Origin of the sequence: Pseudomonas sp. PSPC3-2 (genome assembly GCF_049897085.1) — a bacterium.
Lineage (GTDB): Bacteria > Pseudomonadota > Gammaproteobacteria > Pseudomonadales > Pseudomonadaceae > Aquipseudomonas > Aquipseudomonas paraveronii.
Genome location: NZ_JAFCVO010000001.1, coordinates 850,317 through 876,365 on the forward strand (window position 1 = coordinate 850,317; position 26,049 = coordinate 876,365).

Annotated in this window: 28 protein-coding genes; 18 read left to right on the plus strand and 10 right to left on the minus strand. The window is 61.7% G+C overall.

Annotation, left to right across the window (positions count from 1 at the left end):
• The first annotated feature begins 2 nt into the window (after positions 1–2).
• Positions 3–542 carry a molybdenum cofactor biosynthesis protein B gene (gene moaB, locus ACP7CJ_RS03985; protein ID WP_276197198.1) on the plus strand — a complete coding sequence of 180 codons (540 nt, stop codon included), beginning with the start codon at positions 3–5 and terminating at the stop codon, positions 540–542.
• Complete coding sequence (glp, locus tag ACP7CJ_RS03990; protein WP_426099415.1) at positions 526–1,752, plus strand: gephyrin-like molybdotransferase Glp; 1,227 nt, start codon at positions 526–528, stop codon at positions 1,750–1,752. The genes moaB and glp overlap by 17 nt, the downstream gene beginning before the upstream one ends.
• Before the next feature lie 129 nt (positions 1,753–1,881).
• Here the strand turns inward: glp and ACP7CJ_RS03995 are convergent, their stop codons facing one another.
• Both ACP7CJ_RS03995 and ACP7CJ_RS04000 read right to left on the minus strand, forming a co-directional pair.
• Complete coding sequence (locus ACP7CJ_RS03995; protein ID WP_426099414.1) at positions 1,882–2,211, minus strand: EscU/YscU/HrcU family type III secretion system export apparatus switch protein; 330 nt, start codon at positions 2,209–2,211, stop codon at positions 1,882–1,884.
• Positions 2,208–3,791: a flagellar hook-length control protein FliK gene (locus tag ACP7CJ_RS04000; RefSeq protein WP_426099413.1), complete on the minus strand. Its 1,584-nt coding sequence runs from the start codon at positions 3,789–3,791 to the stop codon at positions 2,208–2,210. The genes ACP7CJ_RS03995 and ACP7CJ_RS04000 overlap by 4 nt, the downstream gene beginning before the upstream one ends.
• Positions 3,792–3,991: 200 nt before the next feature.
• On the opposite strand from ACP7CJ_RS04000, the gene ccmA reads away from it, so the two are divergent.
• The 12 genes from ccmA to phnN all read left to right on the plus strand — a co-directional run bounded on the left by ccmA (position 3,992) and on the right by phnN (position 12,372).
• On the plus strand, positions 3,992–4,627 hold the full coding sequence (gene ccmA, locus ACP7CJ_RS04005; RefSeq protein WP_253394355.1) for a cytochrome c biogenesis heme-transporting ATPase CcmA: 636 nt from the start codon (positions 3,992–3,994) through the stop codon (positions 4,625–4,627).
• Positions 4,624–5,292, plus strand: coding sequence for a heme exporter protein CcmB (gene ccmB / locus ACP7CJ_RS04010; protein ID WP_017849435.1), 669 nt, complete (start codon positions 4,624–4,626; stop codon positions 5,290–5,292). The genes ccmA and ccmB overlap by 4 nt, the downstream gene beginning before the upstream one ends.
• 90 nt (positions 5,293–5,382) lie before the next feature.
• Positions 5,383–6,138, plus strand: a complete 756-nt coding sequence (locus ACP7CJ_RS04015) for a heme ABC transporter permease (RefSeq protein WP_276197203.1) — start codon at positions 5,383–5,385, stop codon at positions 6,136–6,138.
• The gene (gene ccmD / locus ACP7CJ_RS04020) at positions 6,135–6,311 is read left to right on the plus strand and encodes a heme exporter protein CcmD (RefSeq protein ID WP_253394359.1); all 177 of its coding nucleotides are present in this window, start codon (positions 6,135–6,137) and stop codon (positions 6,309–6,311) included. Before ACP7CJ_RS04015 ends, ccmD begins: the two co-directional genes overlap by 4 nt.
• A complete protein-coding gene (ccmE, locus tag ACP7CJ_RS04025; protein WP_027607026.1) occupies positions 6,308–6,763 on the plus strand; it encodes a cytochrome c maturation protein CcmE in 456 nt (151 codons plus the stop codon). The genes ccmD and ccmE overlap by 4 nt, the downstream gene beginning before the upstream one ends.
• A gap of 3 nt (positions 6,764–6,766) precedes the next feature.
• Positions 6,767–8,755 (plus strand): heme lyase CcmF/NrfE family subunit, encoded by a 1,989-nt coding sequence (locus ACP7CJ_RS04030; RefSeq protein ID WP_276197204.1) that lies wholly within the window; start codon positions 6,767–6,769, stop codon positions 8,753–8,755.
• Complete coding sequence (locus ACP7CJ_RS04035; protein WP_276197205.1) at positions 8,752–9,288, plus strand: DsbE family thiol:disulfide interchange protein; 537 nt, start codon at positions 8,752–8,754, stop codon at positions 9,286–9,288. Before ACP7CJ_RS04030 ends, ACP7CJ_RS04035 begins: the two co-directional genes overlap by 4 nt.
• Positions 9,285–9,758 carry a cytochrome c-type biogenesis protein gene (locus ACP7CJ_RS04040; protein WP_276197206.1) on the plus strand — a complete coding sequence of 158 codons (474 nt, stop codon included), beginning with the start codon at positions 9,285–9,287 and terminating at the stop codon, positions 9,756–9,758. The genes ACP7CJ_RS04035 and ACP7CJ_RS04040 overlap by 4 nt, the downstream gene beginning before the upstream one ends.
• A complete protein-coding gene (ccmI, locus tag ACP7CJ_RS04045; protein WP_426099412.1) occupies positions 9,751–10,935 on the plus strand; it encodes a c-type cytochrome biogenesis protein CcmI in 1,185 nt (394 codons plus the stop codon). The genes ACP7CJ_RS04040 and ccmI overlap by 8 nt, the downstream gene beginning before the upstream one ends.
• 15 nt (positions 10,936–10,950) lie before the next feature.
• Positions 10,951–11,346: a hypothetical protein gene (locus ACP7CJ_RS04050; protein WP_276197208.1), complete on the plus strand. Its 396-nt coding sequence runs from the start codon at positions 10,951–10,953 to the stop codon at positions 11,344–11,346.
• A 40-nt stretch (positions 11,347–11,386) separates the two neighbouring features.
• Positions 11,387–11,605, plus strand: a complete 219-nt coding sequence (locus ACP7CJ_RS04055) for a hypothetical protein (RefSeq protein WP_426099411.1) — start codon at positions 11,387–11,389, stop codon at positions 11,603–11,605.
• A 203-nt stretch (positions 11,606–11,808) separates the two neighbouring features.
• A complete protein-coding gene (gene phnN / locus ACP7CJ_RS04060; RefSeq protein WP_276197210.1) occupies positions 11,809–12,372 on the plus strand; it encodes a phosphonate metabolism protein/1,5-bisphosphokinase (PRPP-forming) PhnN in 564 nt (187 codons plus the stop codon).
• Here phnN and ACP7CJ_RS04065 read toward each other — a convergent pair.
• Positions 12,361–13,242 carry a LysR family transcriptional regulator gene (locus ACP7CJ_RS04065; protein ID WP_426099410.1) on the minus strand — a complete coding sequence of 294 codons (882 nt, stop codon included), beginning with the start codon at positions 13,240–13,242 and terminating at the stop codon, positions 12,361–12,363. The two genes, phnN and ACP7CJ_RS04065, sit on opposite strands and share 12 nt — an antisense overlap.
• A gap of 459 nt (positions 13,243–13,701) precedes the next feature.
• On the opposite strand from ACP7CJ_RS04065, the gene ACP7CJ_RS04070 reads away from it, so the two are divergent.
• A complete protein-coding gene (locus ACP7CJ_RS04070) occupies positions 13,702–15,243 on the plus strand; it encodes a M57 family metalloprotease (RefSeq protein ID WP_426099409.1) in 1,542 nt (513 codons plus the stop codon).
• A 30-nt stretch (positions 15,244–15,273) separates the two neighbouring features.
• On the opposite strand, the gene ACP7CJ_RS04075 is transcribed toward ACP7CJ_RS04070, so the two are convergent.
• The 6 genes from ACP7CJ_RS04075 to gcl form a co-directional block, all read right to left on the minus strand.
• Positions 15,274–16,470 carry an MFS transporter gene (locus tag ACP7CJ_RS04075; protein WP_426099408.1) on the minus strand — a complete coding sequence of 399 codons (1,197 nt, stop codon included), beginning with the start codon at positions 16,468–16,470 and terminating at the stop codon, positions 15,274–15,276.
• A 322-nt stretch (positions 16,471–16,792) separates the two neighbouring features.
• Entirely contained in the window at positions 16,793–17,797 is a 1,005-nt protein-coding gene (locus ACP7CJ_RS04080; RefSeq protein ID WP_426099407.1) for a sulfate ABC transporter substrate-binding protein, read from the minus strand.
• Positions 17,798–17,892: 95 nt separating this feature from the next.
• Complete coding sequence (locus tag ACP7CJ_RS04085) at positions 17,893–18,717, minus strand: ion transporter (protein WP_247405189.1); 825 nt, start codon at positions 18,715–18,717, stop codon at positions 17,893–17,895.
• Positions 18,718–18,954: 237 nt separating this feature from the next.
• On the minus strand, positions 18,955–19,845 hold the full coding sequence (locus ACP7CJ_RS04090) for a 2-hydroxy-3-oxopropionate reductase (RefSeq protein WP_426099406.1): 891 nt from the start codon (positions 19,843–19,845) through the stop codon (positions 18,955–18,957).
• 169 nt (positions 19,846–20,014) lie between these two features.
• Complete coding sequence (gene hyi / locus ACP7CJ_RS04095; protein WP_426099404.1) at positions 20,015–20,797, minus strand: hydroxypyruvate isomerase; 783 nt, start codon at positions 20,795–20,797, stop codon at positions 20,015–20,017.
• A 10-nt stretch (positions 20,798–20,807) separates the two neighbouring features.
• Positions 20,808–22,583, minus strand: coding sequence for a glyoxylate carboligase (gene gcl, locus ACP7CJ_RS04100; protein WP_426099403.1), 1,776 nt, complete (start codon positions 22,581–22,583; stop codon positions 20,808–20,810).
• Positions 22,584–22,849: 266 nt separating this feature from the next.
• On the opposite strand from gcl, the gene ACP7CJ_RS04105 reads away from it, so the two are divergent.
• The gene (locus ACP7CJ_RS04105; RefSeq protein WP_276197218.1) at positions 22,850–23,290 is read left to right on the plus strand and encodes a GlcG/HbpS family heme-binding protein; all 441 of its coding nucleotides are present in this window, start codon (positions 22,850–22,852) and stop codon (positions 23,288–23,290) included.
• Between the two features lie 150 nt (positions 23,291–23,440).
• Here ACP7CJ_RS04105 and ACP7CJ_RS04110 read toward each other — a convergent pair whose 3' ends face one another.
• A complete protein-coding gene (locus ACP7CJ_RS04110) occupies positions 23,441–24,046 on the minus strand; it encodes a TetR/AcrR family transcriptional regulator (protein WP_046384206.1) in 606 nt (201 codons plus the stop codon).
• Positions 24,047–24,180: 134 nt separating this feature from the next.
• On the opposite strand from ACP7CJ_RS04110, the gene ACP7CJ_RS04115 reads away from it, so the two are divergent.
• On the plus strand, positions 24,181–25,095 hold the full coding sequence (locus ACP7CJ_RS04115; protein WP_276197220.1) for a DUF808 domain-containing protein: 915 nt from the start codon (positions 24,181–24,183) through the stop codon (positions 25,093–25,095).
• 187 nt (positions 25,096–25,282) lie between these two features.
• Positions 25,283–26,035 carry a transporter substrate-binding domain-containing protein gene (locus tag ACP7CJ_RS04120; protein ID WP_276197221.1) on the plus strand — a complete coding sequence of 251 codons (753 nt, stop codon included), beginning with the start codon at positions 25,283–25,285 and terminating at the stop codon, positions 26,033–26,035.
• Positions 26,036–26,049 lie beyond the last annotated feature (14 nt).

Sequence of the window (26,049 nt, forward strand, 5' to 3'; positions counted from 1 at the left end):
CCATGAACGCCAAGGCAGATGCGCCCTTCGTACCCCTGAATATCGCTGTACTGACCGTCAGTGACACCCGCACCCTGGACACCGATACCTCGGGCCAGGTTTTTGTCGACCGCCTGATCGCCGCCGGCCACCTCCTGGCCGAGCGCGTGCTGCTCAAGGACGACCTCTACAAGATCCGCGCTCAGGTGGCCCACTGGATCGCCGAAGACGTGGTGCAGGTCGTGCTGATCACCGGCGGCACCGGCTTCACTGGCCGCGACAGCACGCCCGAAGCGGTGAGCTGCCTGCTGGACAAACAGGTTGATGGCTTTGGCGAGCTGTTCCGTCAGATCTCCGTGGCCGACATCGGCACCTCCACCGTGCAATCGCGCGCCCTGGCCGGCCTGGCCAACGGCACCCTGGTGTGCTGCCTGCCGGGTTCCACCAACGCCGTGCGCACCGGCTGGGACGGCATCCTCGCCGAGCAACTGGACAACCGTCACCGCCCCTGCAACTTCGTACCGCACCTGAAACAGGCCGAACCCTGTGAATCCCGTGGATAAGCCGGGCAAGACCGGCGCCTTGATGCCGGTGGAAGAAGCCCTGCAACGCTTGCTCGAGATAGCCGAAGCCGCGCCGATTCGTGAGCGGCAGGTGTTGCCCCTGGCCGCGTGCGATGGCCGCATATTGGCGCAGGATCTGATCTCCACCCTCGACCTGCCGCCCTGGCCCAACAGCGCCATGGACGGTTACGCCCTGCGCCTTTGCGACTGGGCCGGCGAGCCGTTGGTGGTGAGCCAGCGCATCTTCGCCGGCCAAGCACCCGCGCCATTGGCCGACGGCACCTGCGCGCGTATCTTCACCGGGGCGCCCGTGCCGGAAGGCGCTGACTGTGTGGAAATGCAGGAAAACGCCGTGGTCCACGCCGATGAGCGGGTGAGCTTTACCGAGCCGTTGCATATCGATCAGAACATTCGCCCGCAAGGGCAGGAAACCACCGTCGGCGAATTGGTGTTGGCAGCGGGCACGCGCCTGGGCCCGATCGAGCTCGGCCTGGCCGCATCCCTCGGTCTCGACCATTTGGCCGTGGTACGCCGCGTGCAGGTCGCGGTGCTGTCCACCGGCGATGAGTTGATCGAGCCCGGTTTGCCCCTCGGCCCGGGGCAGATCTACAACAGCAACCGCCGCGTGCTGTGCAGTTGGCTGGAGCGCCTGGGGTGTGAAGTGATCGATGCCGGCATTCTTCCGGATGACCTGGAACAGACGCGCGTGCGCTTGGCCGGCCTGGGCGTAGTTGACCTGATCCTGTCGACCGGCGGTGTGTCGGTAGGCGAGGCGGACTTTCTCGGCATTGCCCTGCGTGAAGAGGGCGAGCTGGCCTTGTGGAAGCTGGCGATCAAGCCCGGTAAACCGCTGACCTTCGGCCATTTTCGTGGCGTGCCGGTGATCGGCCTGCCGGGCAATCCGGCGTCGACGTTGGTGACGTTTGCCCTGTTGGCGCGCCCCTATCTGCTGCGCCGCCAAGGTGTGGCTGAAGTCGAACCGCTACGGTTTGAGGTGCCGGCAGGGTTCGTCTGGCCCAAACCGGGCAATCGCCGCGAGTATCTACGCGGGCGTATCGAGCAGGGCAAGGCGATCATCTATCGCAACCAGAGCTCCGGCGTGCTGCGCAGCGCGGCGTGGGCGCAAGGGTTTGTGGAGGTGTTGGAAGGGACGACGCTGGCGATCGGCGACCGGGTGAATTTCATTCCCCTGAGCGAAGTCCTCAACTAAACACCGATTCAAGTGTGGGAGGGGGCTTGCTCCCGATAGCGGTGGATCAGCCAACAAATAAGTGACTGACACACCGCCATCGGGGGCAAGCCCCCTCCCACATTTGGATTGTTGTCTGTCTGGGGCTACTCAGTAATCGTCGCCACGCTCGGTCACATCGCGCTCCACCGGCGCGGCGTTCGGGTCATATCCCACCGGAAACTTGCCCTTCAACGTCCAGGCAAACGCAATGATCTCGGCGATCGTGCGGTACAACTCTTCCGGGATACTGTCGCCCAACTCCATGCGCGCCAGCAGCTTCACCAGCTCGGCGTTTTCATAGATGGGCACTTCATTTTCCCGCGCCAGCTTGAGGATCGCTTCGGCCAGGGCATCGTCGCCCTTGGCGGTCAGGGTCGGCGCTTGTTGGCCGTCATACTTGAGCGCGATGGCCTGGCGCGGCGGGTTGGCGTTGTTCATGCGGTTTCGTCCACCCAACGTTGCTCCAATCCGGTTTTCGGCCCGCGTGGCGGGGTGCCGAGGTGGCAGTCGAGGTCGCCGACATTGATGCCCGACGTCACCAGGCGCTCGCGCAAACTGCCCAAGTGACTTTCGATCAAACTGGCGGTGAACGGTCGAGTCGCCCACAACTGGCTCGACAGTTTGCCCTGAGACAATTGCGCCTGGACCTGTAACGGGCCCAGCGGCTCCATGTCGAAGGCCAGTTCCACGCGCCAGAGCATCTGCTTGGGGTCTCTTTTATCTTTGCGTTCGGGCTGGTCCTTGTCCGGCGCGGGGTCTTCGCGCTGGAACTTGACCTGCAGCGGCACGATGTCCTGCAGGGTACGCATGGGAATTTCCAGCTGCCAGGTGGTTTGCAGGCGGCCATCGGCAGTGGTGCCGGTCTGTTCCAGGCTCGACAGTTGATGGCTCTGTAGTCGCGAGATGGCACCGGCGGCCAGGCGCAGCAGGTTTTCCAGGTCGCCTTCGCCCTCCAGGCGTTGCATCAGCCGCTGCGGCAATGGAAAACCGACGGGTGCCTGGCGCGCGCTGACTTGCCCGAGGGTGTTCAGCGGGCTGCGCACGAAGTTGGGCAGCATCTGGGCCAGGGTGTTGGCGGCGAGTATGGCATTGAGGTTGGTGCTGGCGGGCAGGGCGGGCAGCAGATCGGCGACCAGGCGCAGCAGGGCACCTTTTATATCCAGCGGTGGAATTTGCGGGGTTTGCCCGATCAATAATTTGGCTTCAAGAAACGCGCCGCTGTTCTGGATCACTTGAGCCAGCACCTTGGGATTGCTGACCTGTGCCAGGTCGGGCAGCGCGGCGAGCAAACGGTCGGCGGCCGCGCGCAGCTCGACGGAAGTGCTGTCGTCCTGGGGCAGGGTTTGCAACGCGGTGAACACTGCATCCAGCGAGCCCTGGCGACTTTGCTGGGTGGCGAGTTGCTGGGTCACGGCCAGTTGATCCTTGAGCCCGCTCAAGGGCACGAAGTTCAGGGTCTGCGCATCCTGCACCACGGCGCTGAGCAGGCTGCCGATACGCAGGGGTTGCGGGCTCTCCACGGTCAGGGTCGTACCGGCCAGGGCGTTGTTGAGCACCGTCACCAACGAGCGGTAGATCGTCGGTTGCGTGGTGCCTTGGGGCAGCATTTGGCTGGTCAGGACTTTGGCTTGCAGCAAGGTGCCTGCCGGCATTTGCGTGGTGTCGATGCGAGTGAGGGCGGCGACGTTGGCACTCAAGGCTTGCTGCAGGCTGAGGGTCAGGTTGCCGGCAGGCGTCTGGCTCACCGCCACATTGCTGCCCAGCGGCAAGGGTTGCGGGCTGCTGGCCTGGACCAGCGTCTGGCGGCCACCGTCGAGGGTCAATTTGAGCAGCAACTGAAAGGATTCATCGCCTTGTTTAAGTGCGATGACTTCGGCGTTCGCGGTTTTTCCCGGGTCGATCAAGCCGATCTGCGGCTCCAGCAGTTTCAGCAACTCACCGGTCGCTGGCGCCGGCGCAGGGGCCGGCCCGGCTGTCGGGGCAGGAGGAAGCGTAGGAAGGTTGATCTCACCGGTCATCGTGCGCGTCGTCTCTGGGGAAATAGCCCTCTTTAGCGTAGGGCATCGCATGTATAATGCGGCCCGTCTGCCATGAGAGCGGTAAAAACCTCACAACTATTTGATCCAGCTCTCTAAAATCGGTCGCCAAAGTCGTTATTGTGCTTCTTTCTATAACGGCCGCCGCACCGCCGACTTGAACCGTAAAGGCCCGCGATCTTTTGACCAGCCCTCTTCTTGAAGCCGTAGCGCTTGCCTGTGAACGCGACCTGCGCCTGCTGTTCGAGCACCTCGACCTGCGCCTGGCGGGCGGTGACATGGTGCAGATCAGTGGTCCCAACGGCAGCGGCAAGACCAGCCTGCTGCGTTTGCTGGCCGGGTTGATGCAGCCTACGGCGGGCGAAGTACGGCTCAACGGCAAACCGTTGAACGAACAACGCACCGAGCTGGCCCGCAATCTCACCTGGATCGGCCACGCCGCCGGGATCAAGGACGTGCTGAGCGCCGAAGAAAACCTCAGTTGGCTCAGCGCCCTGCATCATCCGGCCAGCCGCGAGGCGATCTGGCAGGCACTGGCCGCCGTCGGCCTCAAGGGCTTCGAAGACGTGCCCTGTCACACCCTGTCCGCCGGCCAGCAGCGCCGCGTGGCCCTGGCGCGCCTGTATCTGCCCGGCCCGCCGCTGTGGATTCTCGACGAACCTTTCACCGCCCTCGACAAACAAGGCGTCGCCCAGTTGGAAGAACACCTGGCCCGGCATTGCGAGCAGGGCGGCCTCGTCGTGCTGACCACGCACCACAGCCTGACGCGCCTGCCCGCCGGTTACCGCGACCTGGACCTGGGGCGGTGGTCGGTATGAGTGTGTTCGCCCTGTTGGTGGCCCGCGAGGCGCGGCTGTTGTGCCGTCGCCCGGCCGAGCTGGCCAATCCGTTGGTGTTCTTCGCGATTGTCATCGCGTTGTTCCCGCTGGCGGTCGGCCCCGAGACTAAACTGTTGCAAACCTTGTCTCCGGGACTGGTGTGGGTGGCGGCCCTTTTGTCCGTGCTGCTCTCGCTGGACGGGCTGTTTCGCAGTGATTTCGAGGATGGTTCCCTGGAACAGTGGGTCCTTTCGTCGCACCCCCTGCCGCTTCTGGTATTGGCCAAGGTACTGGCACACTGGGCGTTTTCCGGCTTGGCGCTGGTGTTGCTCTCGCCGTTGCTGGCAATGATGCTAGGGTTGCCCAGCGAATGCCTGCCGGTGTTGCTCATGTCCTTGTTGCTCGGCACGCCGGCGCTCAGCCTGTTGGGCGCGGTGGGCGCGGCGCTGACGGTAGGTTTGAAGCGCGGCGGCCTGCTGCTGGCCTTGTTGATTCTGCCTTTGTATATCCCGGTGTTGATCCTGGGCAGCGGCGCTTTGCAAGCCGCGCTCATGGGCATGCCGGCGACCGGTTACCTCTTGTGGCTTGGCAGCCTGACCGCCCTGGCGGTAACCCTGACACCCTTTGCCATAGCGGCCGGCCTGAAGATCAGCGTCGGCGAATAATGAAGTCTGGTTACGTGTAACCGGTTCTTCAACATAAGAAAGACCCTACGCTTCTTGCAACCACAAGACGCAACCGTGATGGAAACAGCAATGAACTGGACCTGGTTTCACAAGCTCGGCTCGCCCAAATGGTTTTACGGCATCAGCGGCAAGCTGCTGCCGTGGTTGAGCGTCGCCGCCGTATTGCTTATCGGCCTCGGCCTGGTCTGGGGCCTGGCCTTCGCACCGCCGGATTACCAGCAGGGCAACAGCTTTCGCATCATCTATATCCACGTGCCTGCCGCGATGCTGGCCCAGTCCTGCTACGTGATGCTGGCGGTGTGCGGCATCGTCGGCCTGGTGTGGAAGATGAAGCTCGCGGACGTCGCCCTGCAATGCGCTGCGCCCATCGGTGCGTGGATGACCGCCGTGGCGCTGGTCACCGGCGCGATCTGGGGCAAACCCACCTGGGGTTCGTGGTGGGTGTGGGATGCGCGACTAACGTCCATGCTGATCCTGTTGTTTCTGTACTTCGGTCTTATTGCCCTTGGCAATGCGATCAGCAATCGTGACAGCGCCGCCAAGGCCTGTGCGGTGCTGGCGATTGTCGGCGTGATCAACATCCCGATCATCAAATACTCGGTGGAGTGGTGGAACACCCTGCACCAGGGCGCCACCTTCAGTCTGACCGAAAAGCCGGCCATGCCCGTGGAAATGTGGGCGCCGCTGTTGGTGATGGTGCTGGGGTTCTACTGCTTCTTTGGCGCTGTGCTGCTGATGCGCATGCGCCTCGAAGTGCTCAAGCGTGAAGCCCGCGCCAGTTGGGTCAAGGCCGAAGTGCAAACCAGCCTGGGAGCGCGTGGATGAGTTTTGCTTCTTTCAGTGATTTTCTCGCCATGGGCCACCACGGCCTGTATGTCTGGACGGCCTATGGCATCTGCCTGGCCGTACTGGCCCTCAACGTCGCCGTGCCGATCCTGGCCCGCAAGCGTTACCTGCAACAAGAGGCGCGTCGTCTGCGCCGGGAGACCGATAAGTGAATCCGCTGCGTAGAAAGCGTCTGTTGATCATCCTTGCCATTCTGGCCGGCGTAAGTATCGCCGTGGGCCTGGCGATGAGCGCCCTGCGGGAGAACATCAACCTGTTCTACACCCCGACCCAGATCGCCAATGGCGAAGCCCCGCTGGACACGCGCATCCGCGCCGGCGGCATGGTGGAGAAGGGCTCCTTGAAGCGTTCCGGCGATTCCCTGGACGTCACCTTCGTGGTCACCGACTTCAACAAGGCCGTGACCATTACTTATCGCGGCATCCTCCCGGACCTGTTCCGTGAAGGCCAGGGCATCGTCGCCCTGGGCAAACTCAATGCCGACGGTGTGGTAGTGGCCGATGAAGTACTGGCCAAGCACGATGAGAAATACATGCCGCCGGAAGTCACCAAAGCGTTGAAAGACAGCGGCCAATCCGCCCCAACTCCAGCCAAGGAGGGCTAAGTGATGACGTCCGCACTGTATATTCCGGAGCTGGGCCACTTGGCGATGATCCTCGCCCTGTGCTTCGCCATCGTCCAGGCCGTGGTGCCGTTGCTCGGCGCGTGGCGTGGCGACCGTCTGTGGATGAGCCTCGCGCAGCCGGCCGCCTGGGGCCAGTTTGCCTTCCTGGTGTTCGCGTTCGGCTGCCTGACCTACGCCTTTATGACCGACGATTTTTCCGTCGCCTATGTGGCCAGCAACTCCAACAGCGCCTTGCCCTGGTATTACAAATTCAGCGCCGTGTGGGGCGCCCACGAAGGTTCGCTGCTGTTGTGGGCCCTGATCCTCGGCGGTTGGACCTTCGCCGTGTCGATCTTCTCCCGGCAACTGCCGCAAGTCATGCTGGCTAGGGTGCTGGCGGTGATGGGCATGATCAGCATCGGCTTCCTGCTGTTCCTGATCATGACCTCCAACCCGTTCAGCCGCATCCTGCCGCAGATCCCGGTGGACGGGCATGACCTCAACCCGCTGCTGCAAGACATCGGCCTGATCGTCCACCCGCCGATGCTCTACATGGGTTATGTCGGGTTCTCCGTGGCCTTCGCCTTCGCCATCGCCGCCTTGCTCGGCGGGCGCCTCGATGCAGCCTGGGCGCGCTGGTCGCGGCCATGGACCATCGTCGCCTGGGCCTTTCTCGGCATCGGTATCACCCTGGGTTCGTGGTGGGCCTATTACGAACTTGGCTGGGGCGGTTGGTGGTTCTGGGACCCGGTGGAAAACGCGTCCTTCATGCCTTGGCTGGTGGGCACCGCGCTGATTCACTCGCTGGCCGTCACCGAAAAACGCGGCGTGTTCAAGAGCTGGACCGTGTTGCTGGCCATCGCGGCGTTTTCCCTCAGCCTGCTCGGCACTTTCCTCGTGCGTTCGGGCGTGCTGACCTCGGTTCACGCGTTTGCGTCCGACCCTGCGCGCGGTGTGTTCATCCTGATCTTCCTGCTGTGTGTGGTCGGCGGTTCGCTGACCCTGTTCGCCCTGCGCGCGCCGGTGGTCAAGAGCCAGGTCGGCTTCAACCTGTGGTCGCGGGAAACCCTGCTGCTGGGCAATAACCTGGTGCTGGTGGTGGCTGCGTCGATGATCCTGCTCGGCACCCTGTACCCGCTGGTGCTGGACGCGCTGACCGGCGCCAAGCTGTCGGTCGGCCCGCCGTATTTCAACGCCTTGTTCATCCCGTTGATGGGCTTGTTGATGGTGGTAATGGCTATCGGCATGCTGGTTCGCTGGAAAGACACCCCGGTGAAATGGCTGGTGGGCATGCTGACCCCGGTGCTGCTGGGCAGCGCGGCCTTGGCCGTGATCGCCGGTATTGCCTATGGCGATTTCAACTGGGCGGTCCTCGCCACGTTCATGCTCGCCGCCTGGGTGTTGCTGGCCGGTATGCGCGACATTGTCGACAAGACCCGCCACAAAGGCCTGATCAAGGGCCTGCCCACCCTGACCCGCAGCTACTGGGGCATGCAGGTCGCGCATATCGGCATCGCCGTGTGTGCCCTCGGCGTGGTGCTCTCCAGCCAGAACAGCGCCGAGCGCGACCTGCGCATGGCCCCCGGCGAGTCCATGGACCTGGCCGGTTACCACTTCATCTTCGAAGGCGCCAAGCACTTCGAAGGGCCGAACTTCACGTCCGACAAAGGCACCGTGCGCGTAGTACGCAACGGTAAGGAAATCGCCGTGCTGCACCCGGAAAAACGCCTGTACACCGTGCAGAGCTCGATGATGACCGAAGCCGGGATCGACGCCGGTTTCACCCGCGACCTTTACGTCGCCATGGGTGAGCCGCTGGGCGAAGGCGCCTGGGCGGTGCGCGTGCATGTCAAACCGTTCGTGCGCTGGATCTGGTTCGGCGGTTTGATCACCGCTTTTGGTGGTGTGCTCGCGGCGCTGGACCGGCGCTATCGGGTCAAGGTCAAGAGCCGGGTGCGTGAAGCGCTGGGTCTGCAAGGAGCGGCGGTATGAAGCGTTGGTTGATGGTCGTGCCGCTGGGGTTGTTTCTGCTGATGGCGGTGTTCCTGTATCGCGGGTTGTACCTGGACCCGGCCGAGTTGCCCTCGGCCATGATCGGCAAGCCGTTCCCCGCCTTCAATCTGCCGACGGTGCAGGGCGACAAAACCCTGACCCAGGCTGACCTGCTGGGCAAACCGGCGCTGGTCAACGTGTGGGGCACCTGGTGCATCTCCTGCCGTGTCGAGCACCCGGTGCTGAACAAGCTGGCGGAGAAGGGCGTGGTGATCTACGGCATCAACTATAAGGACGACAACGCGGCGGCCTTGAAGTGGCTGGCGGAATTCCACAACCCGTACCAGTTGGATATCCGCGATGAAGACGGCAACCTCGGTTTGAATCTCGGCGTCTACGGTGCCCCGGAAACCTTCTTTATCGACGCCAAGGGCGTGATCCGCGATAAGTACGTCGGCGTGATCGATGAAGTGGTCTGGCGCGAACAACTGGCCGCCAAGTACCAGGCCCTGGTCGACGAGGCCAAGCCATGAAGCGCTGGTTAGCTGCTGCCGTATTAGCCTTGGGCCTGGTGGGCGTGGCCCACGCCGCCATCGACACCTACGAATTCGCCAATGACGCCGAGCGCGAGCGTTTCCGCGACCTGACCAAGGAACTGCGCTGCCCCAAGTGCCAGAACCAGGACATCGCCGACTCCAACGCGCCCATCGCCGCCGACCTGCGCAAAGAGATCTTTCGCATGTTGGGGGAGGGCAAGGACAACCAGCAGATCATCGACTTCATGGTCGACCGCTATGGCGATTTTGTTCGCTACAAACCGGCGCTCACCGGCAAGACCGCGCTGCTCTGGTTCGGCCCCGCCGGGCTGCTGCTGGCCGGCATTGTGGTGATGGTGGTGATCGTCCGCCGTCGCCGCGCCGCCCCTACCGATGGTTCCGACGCGCTATCCGCCGAAGAGCGCCAACGCCTCGACCAATTGCTGGACACCAAGACTGATGATTGATTTCTGGCTCGCAGCCGGCTTGCTGCTTCTGATTGCCCTGAGTTTCCTGTTGATCCCTGTATTGCGTGGCCGTCGTGCCCAGCGTGAAGAGGATCGCACCGCGCTGAACGTGGCGCTCTATCAAGAACGCGTGGCCGAACTGCAAACCCAGCAGGACGAAGGCGTACTCAACGCCGCCCAACTCGACACTGGCCGCGCCGAAGCCGCGCGCGAATTGCTGGCCGACACCGAAGGCGTAGAAAAATCTCACGAATCGCGTCTGGGCAAGCCGCTGCCGTTGCTCGCTGCGGTTTTAGTGCCGGTGCTGGGCCTTGGCTTGTACATGCACTTCGGCGCCAGCGACAAGGTCGAACTGACCCGCGAATTCTCCCAGCCGCCGGTGTCCATGGAAGACATGACCCACCGCCTGGAACGCGCCGCGGCCGCTCAACCGGACTCGGCGGAAGGCTTGTACTTCCTCGGCCGTGCGTACATGGCCCAGGACCGTTCCGCCGATGCCGCCAAGGTCTTCGAACGCACCGTGGCCCTGGCCGGGCGCCAGCCGGAGCTGTTGGGCCAGTGGGCCCAGGCCCAGTACTTTGCCGACAACAAGCAGTGGTCGCCCAAGGTCCAGGCCCTGACCGACGAAGCCCTCAAGCTCGACCCGAGAGAAGTCACCAGCCTCGGCCTGCTCGGCATCGTGGCCTTTGAAGGCCAGCGCTACCAAGAGGCGATCGATTACTGGAGCCGCCTGCTGGCGCAATTGCCACCGCAAGACAATTCCCGCGTCGCCCTGCAAGGCGGGATCGATCGCGCGGCAGAAAGGCTGAAAGCGAACGGTGGCACCGTCGCCCAAAAGGCCGTGATGAAAGTGCGTGTGGACCTGTCCGCCGACATCAAGGCCAAGGCCCTGCCTGGCGACAGCGTGTTCATCTTTGCCCGCGCCGTCTCCGGCCCGCCGGCGCCGCTCGCGGCCAAGCGCGTGACCGTCGCCGACCTGCCCGTCACCGTCGAACTGGGCGATGCCGACGCAATGATGCCGCAGTTGAAACTGTCAAACTTCCCCGAAGTCCAACTGGTTGCGCGCATATCCCGGGCCGGTCAACCGACCCGTGGCGAGTGGATCGGCCGCAGCCAACCCTTGGCCAGCACCACCACTGCGCTGCAGCAGCTGACCATCGACAGTCCGGACAAGTAATTCGAGGAAACGCCTATGACCGCCCTTGCACGCATCACCCTGCTCAGCCTGGTAGTGGGCTTGAGCGCTTGTGCGGTCCACCGCCCACCTCCCGCGCCCACCGGCCCGACCATCCCACCGTCGGGCCCGTCGACCCAACCCGGCACCCGACCTTCCAGCCCGGTCACCGCCCCAACGAAAGCGCCACCGAGCAAGTCGTCAACCTTCGCCCCGCCACCGGGCGCGGCCAGCCACTGGGACGGCAAGATGCAGGTGTATGTGCTGGAAGACCAGCCCGACACCTTCTACCGCCAGCGCACTTACTACCGCTGGAGCAACGGCTGGAGCCGCTCCATCAGCCCGGACGGGCCGTGGGAAGAGACCGACGTGCAGGGCGTGCCGCCGGGGTTGAGCAAGCACTACGCGCAGTGACAAAAGGCGACCTTTGGGTCGCCTTTTTCGTGGCTTCGTAATGTGGGCCTTCAAATACTGGAGAGCCTATGCCGGGGCTGGACTCTACCTGAACCTGGCGGGTTTTCTGGTGGGCTCATTTTCAGGCCAGCGGTTATATGCGCTGGGTGGCAGCATCATCAGGACCCGGCTGGACGATCATCCTGATCTGGATGTGATCAATTTTATCAGCGGTGGATTATTGATTGGCTTTGCGGTCTGGCAATGTGCGCGCATTTAGTCAGGAGGCTGATCCTCTGCCATTCGGGAAATCGTACGCAGTTGCCTGCAACCGAACATGAAAGTGCTGACGGGCACGCCTGACCGGGTGCGTGGCGCATCGTAATCCGATACTGTGGCCGCCGCCGGGCTGGTCTAGGCCAGGCGCCGTGATGCGTAGCCGGCCATGTAACAAATCTGCAGATAAGCGAAGAGGGTGTATTGATGGCGGGCAGGTTGATCTATCTCATCGGGCCATCGGGTTCGGGCAAGGACAGCCTGTTGGACGCTGCACGATCACGTTTGGCCGAGCGTGGCTGCCGCATTGTGCGTCGTGTGATTACCCGCTCGGCGGAAGCGCTGGGCGAGGCGGCGCAGGGGGTGAGCGCCGAGCAGTTTGTCGCGATGCAAGCCGAAGGTGCGTTTGCGCTGAGTTGGCAGGCCAATGGTTTGTCCTATGGCATTCCCAAGGAGATCGGTGCGTGGATGGCGGCGGGGACGGATGTGCTGGTCAACGGCTCTCGTGCCCACCTGGCGCAGGCCCGCGAGCGCTATCCGACGTTGCTGGTGGTATTGCTGAGTGTTGATCAGACGGCACTGCGCCAGCGCTTGCTGGCGCGGGGGCGTGAGTCGGTGGCGGATATCGATGCGCGCCTGGCGCGTAATGCGCGGTTTACGGCGCAGTTGCTGGCCGGCATGGGGGCGGGGTTGCTCGTGCTGGATAACTCCGGCCCGCTGGAGCATACGGTCGAGCGTTTGCTGCGCTGCCTGCACCCGTCAGGGGTTTAACAACCGTTCCACATACTCCACAAACGCCCGCGCCTTGGCACTCGCCATCCGGCCTGTCGGAAAGACGGCCCATAAGTCCCGCGCCGGTAAACGCCAGTCGGTCAACACCGGTTTCACCTCGCCACTGGCCAGTTCCTGCGTGAACATCCAGGCCGATGCGAGGGTCAGGCCCAGGTGGTTCAGCACGGCAGCGCGTACCCCTTCAGCCGCTGTGACGTTCAAGCGGCCACGGGCGACGATCGGGTATTCGCGGGCGCCTTGGGTAAAGGTCCAGCGCGGGCCTTCGCCCTGGGTGTAGATGACCGCCTGGTGCTGCAACAGATCAGTTGGCGTGGCGGGTTCACCGAAGCGTTCGAAGTAGGCAGGGGTGCCCAGGATATGGCAGGGCGACTCACCGATCTTGCGCGCGGTCAGCCCTGAATCGCTCAGGTTGCCCATGCGCAGGGCGACGTCGATGCCTTCTTCCACCAGGTTTAGGCTGCGGTCGTCGAGCACCATTTCGATGTTCATCCCAGGGTACTGCTCCAGAAACGGCCCCAGGTGCGGAAGGATATGCAGGCTGGCAAAGGTTACGGCGGCGCTGATGCGCAGGTTACCCGACAGCCCGGCGCCCGCGCTTCGGGCGGCGTCGTCGGCCTCGTTGGCTTCATCGATAGCTCGCTTGGCTTTTTCGAAAAACGCCAGGCCCGCTTCGGTCGGTGTCAGGCCTCGGGTTGAACGCAACACCAACCGCACCGCCAGGCGCGCTTCCAATTGCGCGACGCTCTTCGACACGGCGGGCTGGCCGATGCCCAGGCGTTTGGCAGCGGCGGAAAACGACCCGGTTTCGACAACGTGGACGAAGGTTTCCATGGCGCTAAGGCGGTCCATCGGGTGTCCCTTGCTTGATTGAGCGCATCGCGACGCAGTGCGGCGCACAAGCCTACGGGGAACGGTCATGGTTTGTCATCCGGTCCTAAACGGCGCTTATCGTATTAAAGAAGGTTAAAGGGTTATGTCCTTGTCAGTGGAAGATTGGAGTAACTCATCGGCGGGTATTTCTTTAGATGATGTTTTTTTAGTGTAAAAACAACCCGCTATTTACGAGGTATTTGTGTGCTTGAATATTTAAATTGCAAATGGAATCTTAGTTATCTAACTGCGTGTTACGTGGCGTGGGGATGTTTCGGCTGAAACTAAAATGGGGTTGGTCTGATATTTTTCACTGTGCGAGATTATCAGCGATGACGATGAGCCTGGCTCAACTAGTTTGCGTCTATCAATACTTAATCTCCGGGTCGGTTTGATTCGGTCTCTTTATTTATTCGTTAACAAAGCGAGTGCCGCACAATGAATGGATTTGATCTGCGTTCTGTTACTTCCCATGCTGGTTTACCGATATCGGAGCCCGGCCCGTTTGGTGCGGGCGCCACTCAGAAACCGTCCTTTACAACTGACCAGGCAGCCAAACAAATCACCCGGGAAAATCTTCGTTTTCGCGACCGTAACGGCGATCAGAAGATCGATTTGCACTACACGGTAGACGCGAGCTTCACCGCCCTGCAGCAGCAACGCGTGCGCCAGGCGGTTCAAGCCTGGCAGGATGTGGCCGCTATCAACTTCCGCGAGCAGTCAGGCAGTACGGACGGAACGCTCAGTATCCACAACAACCCTCGCGGCGACCGGGGAGTTGCCGACATGCCTCATGGCGCCACGACCCGTGCATCGGCCACGATCGGCACCGGGGGAAGTGCGAGTTCGCCGGCGCTGGGCAGTCACTTTTCGGTCACGGCTATTCATGAAATCGGTCACGCCATCGGCCTGCAACATCCGGGAGACTATAACGGCGGCGCCAACTATCAAAACGGCGCGGTCTATGCGCAGGACACCAAGGCACGCACTGTGATGAGTTACTGGTCGGAACGCCATCAATCCGGTCACGACTTCAAGTCGCTCAATCCGTCCGCTCCGATGATGGACGATATCGCCGCGGTCCAACGCTTGTATGGGGCCAATCACCAGACCCGCAAGACCGACACCACCTATGGCTTCAATTCCAATACCGAGCGGGAAGTGATGAGCCTTAGCAGCGCCAAAGACAAACCGGTCTTCTGCGTATGGGATGGTGGCGGTAAAGATACGCTGGATTTTTCCGGGTTTTCCCAGGATCAGAAGATCGATCTGAATGCGGAGTCGTTCTCTGACGTGGGCGGCTTGAAGGGCAATGTGTCCATCGCCAAGGGGTGCATTATTGAGAATGCGATCGGCGGTGCCGGCCGTGATGCTTTGATTGGCAATGACGCGGCCAATCGGCTCAAGGGCGGTGCCGGTGCTGATACGTTGAGAGGCGGAGGCGGGGCGGATACGTTTGCCTACGATAACGCCAGCGACTCCACCGCGCAGAGCCCCGACCTGATCGAGGACTTCACCAGCGGCACCGATAAGATCGACGTTTCTGGAGCATTAATCGCGTCGGGTGTGCGTGCCCTTGTGTTCACCGATCGGTTCAGCGGTCGCGCCGGTGAAGCGGTGCTCAAGCACGATGCAAGTACGGGCCGGTCGAGCCTGGCCATTGATCTGAAGGGAACGGGCAACGCGGACATGGTGATCAACAGCAAAGGGCAGATCAAACCGGGCGATGTACGGTGGGGTGGACCGCAGCATGAAGTTCAGCCTGTGCCGACACCGACACCGACACCGACACCGACACCGACACCGACACCGACACCGACACCGACACCAATGCCAACCCCAACCCCAACCCCACAGCCTGGTGAAACCCCAATCGTGCCATCTGCACTGTTCGAAATGCTTGCCAAGACACTGTCAGCGCTCTTGTTACAGATGATGCAGCTTATCGCCCCATCGTCCAGTGGAAGGCCGCGGTCGTAACCCCACCCACGATCGCGGCGCATCATGCCGTCAGGCAGTGACCACCGAGGTGTGGCGCGAAGCACTGAGAAAGCGCAGCAACGCCACCAGCGGGAACGCGCTGCCCACCAGCATCACGCCCAGCCAGCCGCCGTGTTCGTACACGCTGCTGGCAATCGCCGAGCCGAAGGCACCGCCGATGAAGATGCTGGTCATGTACAGCGCGTTCAGGCGGCTGCGGCTGTTGGCATCGAGGGCGTAGATGGCGCGTTGGCCGAGGACCATGTTCATCTGCACACAGAAGTCGAGGACCACGCCGGTCACTGCCAGGCCGATCACGCTGTACAGCGGGTGTACGAAGGCCGGCAGGAAGCTCAACACCGCAAACACCATGGCCAGCAGCGACGCGCGGTGGGTGTGGCCGGCGTCGGCCAAGCGCCCGGCGATGGGCGCGGCGATGGCGCCGATGGCCCCGACCAGGGCGAAGATGGCAATCTGGGTCTGGCTCAGGCCATGGTTACGTACCAGCTCCAGCGGAGCGGCGGTCCAGAACAGGCTGAAGGTGGCAAACATGCAACCTTGATAAAAGGCGCGCTGGCGCAGCAGCGGTTGTTCGCGCAGCAGGGTGCCGAGGGAGCGCAGCAATTGGCCATAGCTGGCGCTGTGGTCGGGCTGGCGCTTGGGGATGGTCATCAGCAAGACCACGCTGATAACGGCCATCAACGCGGCAGCGGCCATGAACATTGCACGCCAGCCGAAGTGGTCGGCGACGACGCTGGACACCGGCCGTGCCAGCAGGATTCCCAGCAACAGGCCACCCATGATGCTGCCGACCACTCGGCCACGGGACTCGGCAGGTGCCAGGTGCGCCGCCAACGGGATCAGGATCTGCACCGACACCGAACTGAAACCGATCAACAACGACACCAGCAGGAACAGGTTCGGTTGCTCGGTAAACGCCGCGGCCAGCAGGCTGGCGATGGCGATCACCGTGGTGCTGATCATCAGCTTGCGGTTTTCCAGCAAGTCACCCAGGGGCACCAGGAAAAACAGGCCCAGGGCGTAGCCGATTTGTGTCAGCGATACGATCAGGCTGGCCATCGCAGGCGTCAGGCCGATGTCCGGTGCGATCAGTTCGATGATCGGCTGCGCGTAGTAGATGTTGGCGACGATGGCGCCGCAGCAAAACGCAAACAGCATCACCATCCCGCGGGTCATGGTGCTTGTAGCGTGGGGAGTAGCGTTCATGGTGTTCTCATAAAAGCGAAGGAAGATGGCGAGCGAGAGTAAAGACAAGACTCGGCGGCGAGTAGGCTGTTGGCGGTGATATCACTCATGCCGTGAAATGATGACTGAAGCCTTGGCGTTGGCTTCGAGCCCCCATGATACATTCAGACACACCTGCCGAAACAGGCCATTCGGCAGCCTGAGGATCACGCTGAACACCAAACAAATGTGGGAGCTGGCTTGCCTGCGATGTGGACCCCCCGGTGTATCAGACACACCAGGGCGACGCTATCGCAGGCAAGCCAGCTCCCACACGTGCTCGCCTTCCTTCAGTGGGCGCGGCTTACTGCCCGCTGTAGATCTGGTCAAACACCCCGCCATCATTGAAGTGGGTTTTCTGCACGGTGCGCCAGTCGCCAAAGGTCTTCTCGACCGACAGGAAGTCGACTTTCGGGAAACGATCGGTGTACTTGGCCAGCACTTTCGGATCACGCGGGCGCAGGTAGTTGCTGGCTGCGATTTCCTGGCCTTCCGGCGACCACAGGTACTTCAGGTAGTCTTCGGCGACTGCACGCGTGCCTTTCTTCTCGACCACTTTGTCCACCACCGTGACCGGCGGCTCGGCTTCGGCGGAGACGCTTGGGTAGATCACTTCGAACTGATCGCGGCCGAATTCGCGGGCAATCATTTCTGCTTCGTTTTCAAAGGTCACCAGCACGTCGCCGATCTGGTTGGTCATGAACGTAGTGGTGGCGGCGCGGCCGCCGGTGTCCAGCACGGGCGCTTGTTTGAACAGCTTGCCGACAAAGGCCTTGGCCTTGTCTTCGTCGCCGCCGTTCTTCAGTACATAGCCCCAGGCCGACAGGTAGGTGTAGCGGCCATTACCCGAGGTTTTCGGGTTGGGCACGATCACTTGCACGCCATCTTTGAGCAGGTCCGGCCAGTCTTTCAGGGCTTTCGGGTTGCCCTTGCGCACGATAAACACGGTGGCCGACGTGAACGGCGCGCTGTTATTCGGTAGGCGGCTGACCCAGTTGTCCGGCACCAGTTTGCCGTTGTCGACCAGGGCGTTGATGTCGGTGGCCATGTTCATGGTGATCACGTCAGCCGGCAGGCCGTCGATCACCGAGCGCGCTTGTTTGCTGGAGCCGCCGAAGGACATCTGCAAGGTCAGCTTGTCGTTCGGGTGCTCGGCTTCCCAGTGTTTCTGGAAGGCGGCGTTGTAGTCCTTGTAGAAATCGCGCATCACGTCGTAGGAGACGTTGAGCAGAGTGGTCGGTGCGGCCTGGACGACGCCGGCCAGTGCGAGGCCTGCAGCCAGGAGAGAGGCGCCAACGAGTTTTTTCACTGCTCATTCCTTGTTGTTCGAGAGTAGAGAGAGGCACTGTGCCAGCGACTATAGCCGGGGGTGCATAGTCGTTTAAAGATTAAAAAGAACTTTGCTTATTCCTGTTTCTTAAACAGCGCGTTGCCACACCGCGAACAAAACGCCGCGTTCGCGTCATGGGTGTTTTTCTTGCACACCGGGCAGTCCGTTTGCAACTGTTCACCGCGCATGGCATTGGCCAGTTCAGCGGTAAAAATCCCGGTAGGCACGGCGATGATCGAGTAACCGGTGATCATCACCAGGGACGAAATCACCTGGCCCAGCGGGGTCTTGGGCACTATGTCGCCAAAGCCCACGGTGGTCAGGGTCACGATCGCCCAGTAGATGCCCTTGGGGATACTGGTAAAGCCGTGCTCCGGCCCTTCGATCACATACATCAAGGTGCCGAACACCGTCACCAGGGTGCAGACGCTGAGCAGGAACACCACGATCTTCTGCTTGCTGCCGCGCAACGCCGACATCAGGTAGTTGGCCTGCTTGAGATACGGCCCGAGTTTCAGCACCCGGAAGATCCGCAGCATGCGGATGATGCGGATGATCAGCAGGTACTGGGCGTCGCTGTAATACAGCGCGAGGATGCCGGGGACGATGGCGAGCAAGTCCACCAAGCCATAGAAACTGAAGGCATAGCGCAACGGCTTGGGCGAGCAGTACAGCCGCAGGCCGTACTCGATGGCGAAGATGACGGTGAAGCCCCACTCGATGTAGGCCAGCACGTTCGCGTAGTTGTCGTGGACTTCCTGAATGCTGTCGAGGATCACCACCACCAGGCTGGCGAGAATGATCAGCAGCAGGGTGCTGTCGAAACGCCGCCCGGCGGGCGTGTCGCTCTGGAACACCATGACGTAGAGACGCTGGTGCCAGTCGTTGTTGCTGTCCATAACTCTCGCCCATGTCGGATATCGGGCAAGCCTAGGGGGATTCGAACGGGCTGTCCACGCAGGCGTTGTGCCGCATTCGGCGACCGGCGCTGCAGGATAATCTGGCTGAACCCGCCGAGCGGGGCTTCGGCCCGGTCGGGGTAGGAGGGGTTGCGCATTATGCGTAAGTCAATGAGCGCAAGTTGTCCTCATCGCAGGCAAGCCAGCTCCCACACTGGCTCGCATTTCATCGCGCGCTTACTGATCGCGAATCGAAAAATTCGCCATATGCTCCAGCCCCTTGATCAGCGCCGAATGGTCCCAATTACCGCCACCGAGGGCGGTGCAGGTGCTGAACACTTGCTGGGTGCCGGCGGTGTTCGGCAGGTTGATCCCCAGCTCCTTGGCCCCGGCCAGCGCCAGGTTCAAATCCTTCTGGTGCAGATTGATGCGAAAGCCTGGATCGAAGGTGCCCTTGATCATACGTTCGCCGTGCACTTCAAGGATCTTCGACGCGGCGAAGCCGCCCATCAGCGCTTCACGCACCTTGGCAGGGTCGGCGCCGTTTTTCGCGGCGAACAGCAGCGCTTCAGCCACCGCCTGGATGTTCAGTGCGACGATGATCTGGTTCGCCACTTTGGCGGTCTGGCCGTCGCCGTTGCCGCCGACCAGGGTGATGTTCTTGCCCATGCTCTGGAGCAGCGGCAAGGCACGCTCGAAGGTCTGCGGCTCGCCGCCGACCATGATGCTCAAGGTGCCGGCCTTGGCCCCGACTTCACCGCCGGACACCGGCGCATCGAGGTACTGCGCGCCGGACTGGTTGATCCTCGCGGCGAACGCCTTGGTCGCGGTGGGGGAGATCGAACTCATGTCGATCACCACTTTGTTCTGCGACAGACCGGCGGCTACGCCATCGGTGCGGAACAGCACGTCATCGACCTGCGGGGTGTCGGGCACCATGACGATGATGAATTGCGCTTCCTGGGCGACTTGCTGCGGGTTGGCCAGCGCGATGGCGCCGGCCGCGAGCAGCGCGTGTGGCGCCTTGCCGTGGTGTTCGGACAGGAACAGTTGGTGACCGGCTTTTTGCAGGTTGGCGGCCATGGGTTGGCCCATGATGCCGGTGCCGATAAATCCGATTTTAGCCATGAAGAAATCCTCTTTTTATTCGATAGAGCGCGGTCTGCCAAACACATGGGGTCCAAATGTGGGAGGGGGCTTGCTCCCGATAACGGTCTTTCATTCAACCTGTGTGTTGACGGATACACCGCTATCGGGAGCAAGCCCCCTTCCACTTTTTGGTTTCGTGTGGTGCCTGTCAGATCGCGTTGTGGGTCTTGAGCCAACCCAAACCCGCTTCGGTGGTGGTCAACGGCTTGTATTCACAGCCAACCCAACCCTGATAACCGATGCGATCCAAATGCTCGAACAGGAACCGATAGTTGATCTCCCCAGTCCCCGGTTCGTTGCGCCCCGGGTTATCCGCCAGTTGGATGTGGTTGATCTCACTCAAGTGCGCGGCCAAGGTCTGGGCCAGATCACCTTCCATGATTTGCATGTGATAGATGTCGTATTGCAGGAACAGATTGTCACTGCCCACCTGCGTGCGAATCGCCAGGGCCTGCGCGGTGTTGTTCAGGTAGAACCCAGGGATGTCGCGGGTGTTGATTGCTTCCATCACCAGCTTGATACCCGCCGCTTGCAGCTTGTCGGCGGCGTATTTGAGGTTGGCGACAAAGGTCTTTTCCACGGCGGCATCGTCCACGCCTTGTGGCCGGATGCCTGCCAGGCAGTTGACCTGAGTGTTGCCCAGCACCTGGGCGTAGGCGATGGCCAGGTCGACCCCGGCGCGGAATTCCTCGACCCGGTCCGGGTGGCACGCCAGGCCCCGTTCACCCTTGGCCCAGTCGCCGGCCGGTAGGTTGAACAACACTTGGGTCAGGCCATTGGCGTCCAACTGCGCCTTGATTTCGGCGGAGTTGAATGCGTAGGGGAACAGGTACTCGACGCCTGCGAAACCGGCATCGGCGGCCGCTTTAAAACGAGCGAGAAAAGCCTGTTCGGTGAACAGCATGGACAGGTTGGCGGCAAAGCGCGGCATAAAGTTCTCCTTAATCGAGCAGGGAAATGGCAGTCGGCGCATCGTTACCGACCAGGGCCAGGTCTTCGAATTCGTTGACGGCGTTGATCTCGGTGCCCATGGAAATATTGGTCACGCGCTCCAGAATAATCTCAACGATCACCGGAACCTTGAATTCTTCGAGCATTTCCTGGGCGCGGCGCAGTGCCGGCTGGATCTGGCCCGGCTCGAACACGCGCAGGGCCTTGCACCCCAGGCCTTCGGCGACCGCGACGTGGTCGACGCCATAGCCGTTGAGTTCCGGGGCGTTGAGGTTGTCGAAAGACAACTGCACGCAGTAGTCCATTTCGAACCCGCGCTGGGCCTGGCGTATTAATCCCAGGTAGGCGTTGTTCACCACCACGTGGATATACGGCAGCTTGAACTGCGCACCCACGGCCAGTTCTTCGATCATGAACTGGAAGTCATAGTCGCCGGACAGCGCCACCACCTTGCGGCTCGGATCGGCCTTGACCACGCCCAGCGCCGCCGGGATGGTCCAGCCCAACGGGCCGGCCTGGCCGCAGTTGATCCAGTGACGTGGCTTGTAGACGTGCAGGAATTGCGCACCGGCAATCTGCGACAGGCCGATGGTGCTGACGTAGCAGGTATCTTTGCCGAACACCTGGTTCATCTCTTCGTACACCCGTTGCGGCTTGACCGGCACGTTGTCGAAGTGCGTCTTGCGCTGCAGGGTGGCCTTGCGCTGTTGGCAGTCATGCAGCCAGGCGCTGCGGTCCTTGAGTTTGCCGGCGGCTTTCCACTCACGGGCGACTTCGATGAACATCGTCAGCGCGGCACCGGCGTCGGAAACGATGCCCAGGTCCGGGGTGAACACGCGGCCGATTTGCGTCGGCTCGATGTCGACGTGGATAAATCGGCGCCCCTCGGTGTACACCTCCACCGAACCGGTGTGGCGGTTGGCCCAGCGGTTGCCGATGCCCAGCACCACGTCCGATTTCAGCAGCGTCGCGTTGCCATAACGGTGGGAGGTTTGCAGGCCGACCATGCCCACCATCTGCGGGTGATCGTCGGGGAGGGTGCCCCAGCCCATCAGGGTCGGGATCACCGGGATGCCGGTCAGCTCGGCGAACTCCACCAGCAAGTCGCTGGCATCGGCATTGATCACGCCGCCACCGCTCACCAGCAGCGGGCGTTCGGCCTGGTCGAGCAGGGCCAGGGCTTTTTCGACCTGGATGCGCGTGGCCAGCGGTTTGGCCAGGGGCAGTGGCTGGTAGGCGTCGATGTCGAATTCGATTTCGGCCATCTGCACGTCGAACGGCAGGTCGATCAGCACCGGGCCAGGGCGGCCGGAGCGCATTTCATAAAAGGCTTTCTGGAACGCATACGGCACCTGGCCGGGTTCGAGGACGGTGGTTGCCCACTTGGTCACCGGCTTGACGATGCTGGTGATGTCCACGGCCTGGAAATCCTCCTTGTGCATCCGCGCCCGGGGGGCCTGGCCGGTGATGCACAGGATCGGAATCGAGTCGGCCGAGGCGCTGTACAGGCCGGTGACCATGTCGGTGCCCGCCGGGCCCGATGTGCCGATGCACACGCCGATATTGCCGGCCTTGGTGCGGGTGTAGCCCTCGGCCATGTGCGAGGCGCCTTCCACATGGCGAGCAAGGACGTGATCGATGCCACCCACCTTCTGCAAGGCCGAATACAGCGGGTTGATCGCGGCGCCCGGGATACCGAAGGCGGTGTCGACCCCTTCGCGACGCATCACCAGAACGGCGGCTTCGATTGCTCTCATTTTGCTCATTATTTTGCGGCCTCTTGCGTTTTATAATTGTATACAAGTTGCGTCTGTGCAAAGTGTATTCATGGCGAGCGGCGTAGGTCAATGCATTTTATTCGGCGGTCTTTGCGTTGGTCTTAGCGTGTTTTAACGGCGATTTCCGACGATATGCAGGCGTATGCGAAAAAAACTGTATACATGATATATAAATATTGTGTTCTATTTGTTGTGTTTTGTGGCTGCTAAAGAAGAGCCAACGGCTTTCCCATAACAAGATAAGGACGGCACCCATGAGCGCTTTAACCTTGAAAGTCGCAGTCAACCTGGCCAGCCAGGCCATCGGCGCAGGCCGTACCATCGCCTCGGCACCGCTGACCATCGCCGTGCTCGACAGCGGTGGTCACCTGATCACCCTGCAACGCGAAGACGGCGCCAGCCTGCTACGCCCGCAAATCGCCATCGGCAAGGCCTGGGGCGCGATTGCCCTGGGCAAAGGCTCGCGCTTGCTCGCGTTGGATGCGCAGCAGCGCCCGGCATTTATTGCGGCGTTGAACAGCCTGGGGCAGGGCAGCGTGGTGCCGGCGCCGGGTGGTGTGTTGATTCGGGGTCAGGATGGGGCGGTGCTGGGGGCGATCGGGATCAGCGGGGATACGTCGGATATTGATGAGCAGTGTGCGATTACGGCGATTGAGGGGGTGGGGTTGTGGGCGGATGCGGGGGTGTCAGCCTGATTATTGGATGACGGTCAGGGCCTCATCGGGAGCAAGCCCCCTCCCACATTTGACGGTATTCACAAATAGAAATGTGTGAACACAGTCAAAGGTGGGAGGGGCGGTGCGACGATTCGACTTGCCCCCGATTGGCACAGGCACCTCGGCATCTCAGTCCGGCGCACAGCCTTTAAGCACCAACCGAATAATCGTCTGCGCCGCCGCCTCGTAATCCGCTTCATCCAGCTTGGCTTTACCCGTCACCGCCGAAATCTGCCAATCAAAATCCGCATACGTCTGGGTCGCCGCCCAGATGCTGAACATCAAGTGATTTGGATCGATCGGCGCAATCAATCCGCGATCCACCCAGTGCTGAATGCACTGGATATTGTGCTTGGCCTGGGCATTCAGCTGTTCAACCTGCTCGGCGCTCAGGTGCGGGGCGCCGTGCATGATTTCGCTGGCGAACACTTTGGAGGCGAAGGGTAGGTCGCGGGAGATGCGGATTTTCGAGCGGATGTAGTTGCTCAGTACCACCGCCGGCTCGCCCTCTGGGTTGAACGGTGTGGAGGCCGCCAGGATCGGCTCGATGATGCTCTCGAGTACTTCGCGGTAGAGGTTGTCCTTGGACTTGAAGTAGTAGTAGACGTTGGGCTTGGGCAGCCCGGCCTTGGCGGCGATGTCACTGGTTTTGGTCGCGGCGAAGCCCTTGTCGGCAAACTCCTCGCTCGCCGCCCGCAGGATCTTTTCTTTATTGCGCTCGCGAATGCTGCTCATAAACCAGAGGGTTCCTTGCCATGACAGGCGGTTGCGCATGGTAGCACCGGCCATCCGCGAGCCTCAACAATGTGCCCGCAACGCCCATGGCCGCGTTATGCTCGCGCCATCTCACCCTTATGGAAGCCCGATTCATGGCAGGAAGCAGCTTGTTGGTTTTGATCGACGATATCGCCGCAGTACTCGATGACGTTGCACTGATGACAAAGATGGCCGCCAAGAAAACCGCCGGCGTGCTCGGCGATGACCTGGCGCTCAATGCCCAGCAAGTCTCCGGGGTGCGCGCCGAGCGGGAGATCCCGGTGGTGTGGGCGGTGGCCAAGGGGTCGTTTCTCAACAAGCTGATCCTGGTGCCGACGGCGTTGTTGATCAGTGCGTTTGTGCCCTGGGCGGTGACGCCGTTGTTGATGCTCGGCGGCGCCTACTTGTGTTTCGAGGGCTTTGAGAAGCTCGCTCACACGTTTCTGCACAGCAAAGCCGAAGACCAGGCCGAACACGCCCAGTTGGTCGCCGCCGTGGTGGACCCGGCGACCGATCTGGTGGCGTTCGAAAAGGACAAGATCAAAGGCGCGATCCGCACGGACTTCATCCTCTCGGCCGAAATCATCGCCATCACGCTGGGCACGGTTGCCGATGCGCCGTTGACGCAGCAGGTGATCGTGCTATCGGGCATTGCCATTGTGATGACCATCGGCGTTTACGGCGTGGTGGCCGGCATCGTCAAGCTCGATGACCTGGGCCTGTGGCTGACCCAGAAGCCTGGGCAGATGGCGCGCAGTATCGGTGGCGCGATCTTGCGCGCGGCACCGTACATGATGAAAAGCCTGTCGGTGATCGGTACGGCGGCGATGTTCATGGTCGGCGGCGGCATCCTCACCCACGGCGTGCCGGTGGCGCATCACTGGGTCGAGACGGTCAGCCAGAGCACCGGTGGCCTGGCGTGGTTGATGCCGACCTTGCTCAACGCGGTGGCCGGCATTATTGCCGGGGCGCTGGTGTTAGCACTGGTCACTGTGGCGGGCAAAACCTGGCGGGCCGTGCGCGGTTGATTGGGCATTCAGGGTTTTGCCTACAAAAAACTCAGAAATAGACCGTATGTAAAAAATAGATTATTTGTGCAAGTTGGCGTAGTGTCCGCTTGGTCAGTGACTGAGCCTGCGTCAATTACCCGTGTCCCTTCAGGTTAACCAGGCCTCAGGCACTACCCAGAATAAAAATAATTCGGTAGGTGCCTTCATGAAACACGTCAAACAGACGCTCTATGCCGTAACGATCACCCTCGGGCTGCTGTCGGTGGCCCACGCGCAACCGCTGCGTTTCGCCACGGAGGGCGCTTATCCGCCGTTCAACTACGTGGACTCGAATAACCAGCTGCGTGGTTTTGACGTCGATATGGCGAACGCCCTGTGCGCCAGGCTGAGCGTCGAATGCTCGATCGTGGCCCAGGACTGGGAAGGCATCATCCCGGGCCTGCTTGCCAAAAAGTACGACGCAATCATCGCCTCGATGGCCATCACCGAAGAGCGCCAGCAGACCGTCAGCTTCACCCAGCCCTACAACCGCACGCGCATGGTCCTGGCAGTGCCCAGGGGCAGCGACATTCAGGACACGGCACCGGCCACGTTGGCCGGCAAGACGGTCGGCGCTCAATCGTCCTCGACCCAGGGCATCTACAACCAGGATGTCTATGGCGCCAATGGCGCGCGGGTCAAGTTGTATGTCGGGCAGGACGAGGCCAACAGTGACCTGCTCAATGGTCGCCTGGATGCGGTGGTCAACGACAGCGCGCCGATGCAGGAGTGGTTGAAGAGCACCGACCCGCAGTGTTGCCGGGTGCTGGCTATTCCCGGTACGCAAAGCGACGCCGGTATTGCCGTGCGCAAGGCCGATGACGCGTTGCGCGCCAGGCTGAACCAGGCCATCGCGGATGTGATCGCCGACGGTACGTATCGACAGCTCAAGTTGGCCCATGGCCTTGAGGATGATTAAGCGCGGGAGTGTCT

Coding starts and splice junctions, on each gene's coding strand:
- moaB (WP_276197198.1), top strand. CDS start 3: ATGAACGCCAAGGCAGATGCGCCCTTCGTACCCCTGAATATCGCTGTA.
- ACP7CJ_RS03995 (WP_426099414.1), bottom strand. CDS start 2,211: ATGAACAACGCCAACCCGCCGCGCCAGGCCATCGCGCTCAAGTATGAC.
- ACP7CJ_RS04000 (WP_426099413.1), bottom strand. CDS start 3,791: ATGACCGGTGAGATCAACCTTCCTACGCTTCCTCCTGCCCCGACAGCC.
- ccmB (WP_017849435.1), top strand. CDS start 4,624: ATGAGTGTGTTCGCCCTGTTGGTGGCCCGCGAGGCGCGGCTGTTGTGC.
- ACP7CJ_RS04015 (WP_276197203.1), top strand. CDS start 5,383: ATGAACTGGACCTGGTTTCACAAGCTCGGCTCGCCCAAATGGTTTTAC.
- ccmD (WP_253394359.1), top strand. CDS start 6,135: ATGAGTTTTGCTTCTTTCAGTGATTTTCTCGCCATGGGCCACCACGGC.
- ACP7CJ_RS04030 (WP_276197204.1), top strand. CDS start 6,767: ATGACGTCCGCACTGTATATTCCGGAGCTGGGCCACTTGGCGATGATC.
- ACP7CJ_RS04035 (WP_276197205.1), top strand. CDS start 8,752: ATGAAGCGTTGGTTGATGGTCGTGCCGCTGGGGTTGTTTCTGCTGATG.
- ACP7CJ_RS04040 (WP_276197206.1), top strand. CDS start 9,285: ATGAAGCGCTGGTTAGCTGCTGCCGTATTAGCCTTGGGCCTGGTGGGC.
- ccmI (WP_426099412.1), top strand. CDS start 9,751: ATGATTGATTTCTGGCTCGCAGCCGGCTTGCTGCTTCTGATTGCCCTG.
- ACP7CJ_RS04050 (WP_276197208.1), top strand. CDS start 10,951: ATGACCGCCCTTGCACGCATCACCCTGCTCAGCCTGGTAGTGGGCTTG.
- ACP7CJ_RS04055 (WP_426099411.1), top strand. CDS start 11,387: ATGTGGGCCTTCAAATACTGGAGAGCCTATGCCGGGGCTGGACTCTAC.
- phnN (WP_276197210.1), top strand. CDS start 11,809: ATGGCGGGCAGGTTGATCTATCTCATCGGGCCATCGGGTTCGGGCAAG.
- ACP7CJ_RS04065 (WP_426099410.1), bottom strand. CDS start 13,242: ATGGACCGCCTTAGCGCCATGGAAACCTTCGTCCACGTTGTCGAAACC.
- ACP7CJ_RS04070 (WP_426099409.1), top strand. CDS start 13,702: ATGAATGGATTTGATCTGCGTTCTGTTACTTCCCATGCTGGTTTACCG.
- ACP7CJ_RS04075 (WP_426099408.1), bottom strand. CDS start 16,470: ATGAACGCTACTCCCCACGCTACAAGCACCATGACCCGCGGGATGGTG.
- ACP7CJ_RS04085 (WP_247405189.1), bottom strand. CDS start 18,717: ATGGACAGCAACAACGACTGGCACCAGCGTCTCTACGTCATGGTGTTC.
- ACP7CJ_RS04090 (WP_426099406.1), bottom strand. CDS start 19,845: ATGGCTAAAATCGGATTTATCGGCACCGGCATCATGGGCCAACCCATG.
- hyi (WP_426099404.1), bottom strand. CDS start 20,797: ATGCCGCGCTTTGCCGCCAACCTGTCCATGCTGTTCACCGAACAGGCT.
- gcl (WP_426099403.1), bottom strand. CDS start 22,583: ATGAGCAAAATGAGAGCAATCGAAGCCGCCGTTCTGGTGATGCGTCGC.
- ACP7CJ_RS04105 (WP_276197218.1), top strand. CDS start 22,850: ATGAGCGCTTTAACCTTGAAAGTCGCAGTCAACCTGGCCAGCCAGGCC.
- ACP7CJ_RS04110 (WP_046384206.1), bottom strand. CDS start 24,046: ATGAGCAGCATTCGCGAGCGCAATAAAGAAAAGATCCTGCGGGCGGCG.
- ACP7CJ_RS04115 (WP_276197220.1), top strand. CDS start 24,181: ATGGCAGGAAGCAGCTTGTTGGTTTTGATCGACGATATCGCCGCAGTA.
- ACP7CJ_RS04120 (WP_276197221.1), top strand. CDS start 25,283: ATGAAACACGTCAAACAGACGCTCTATGCCGTAACGATCACCCTCGGG.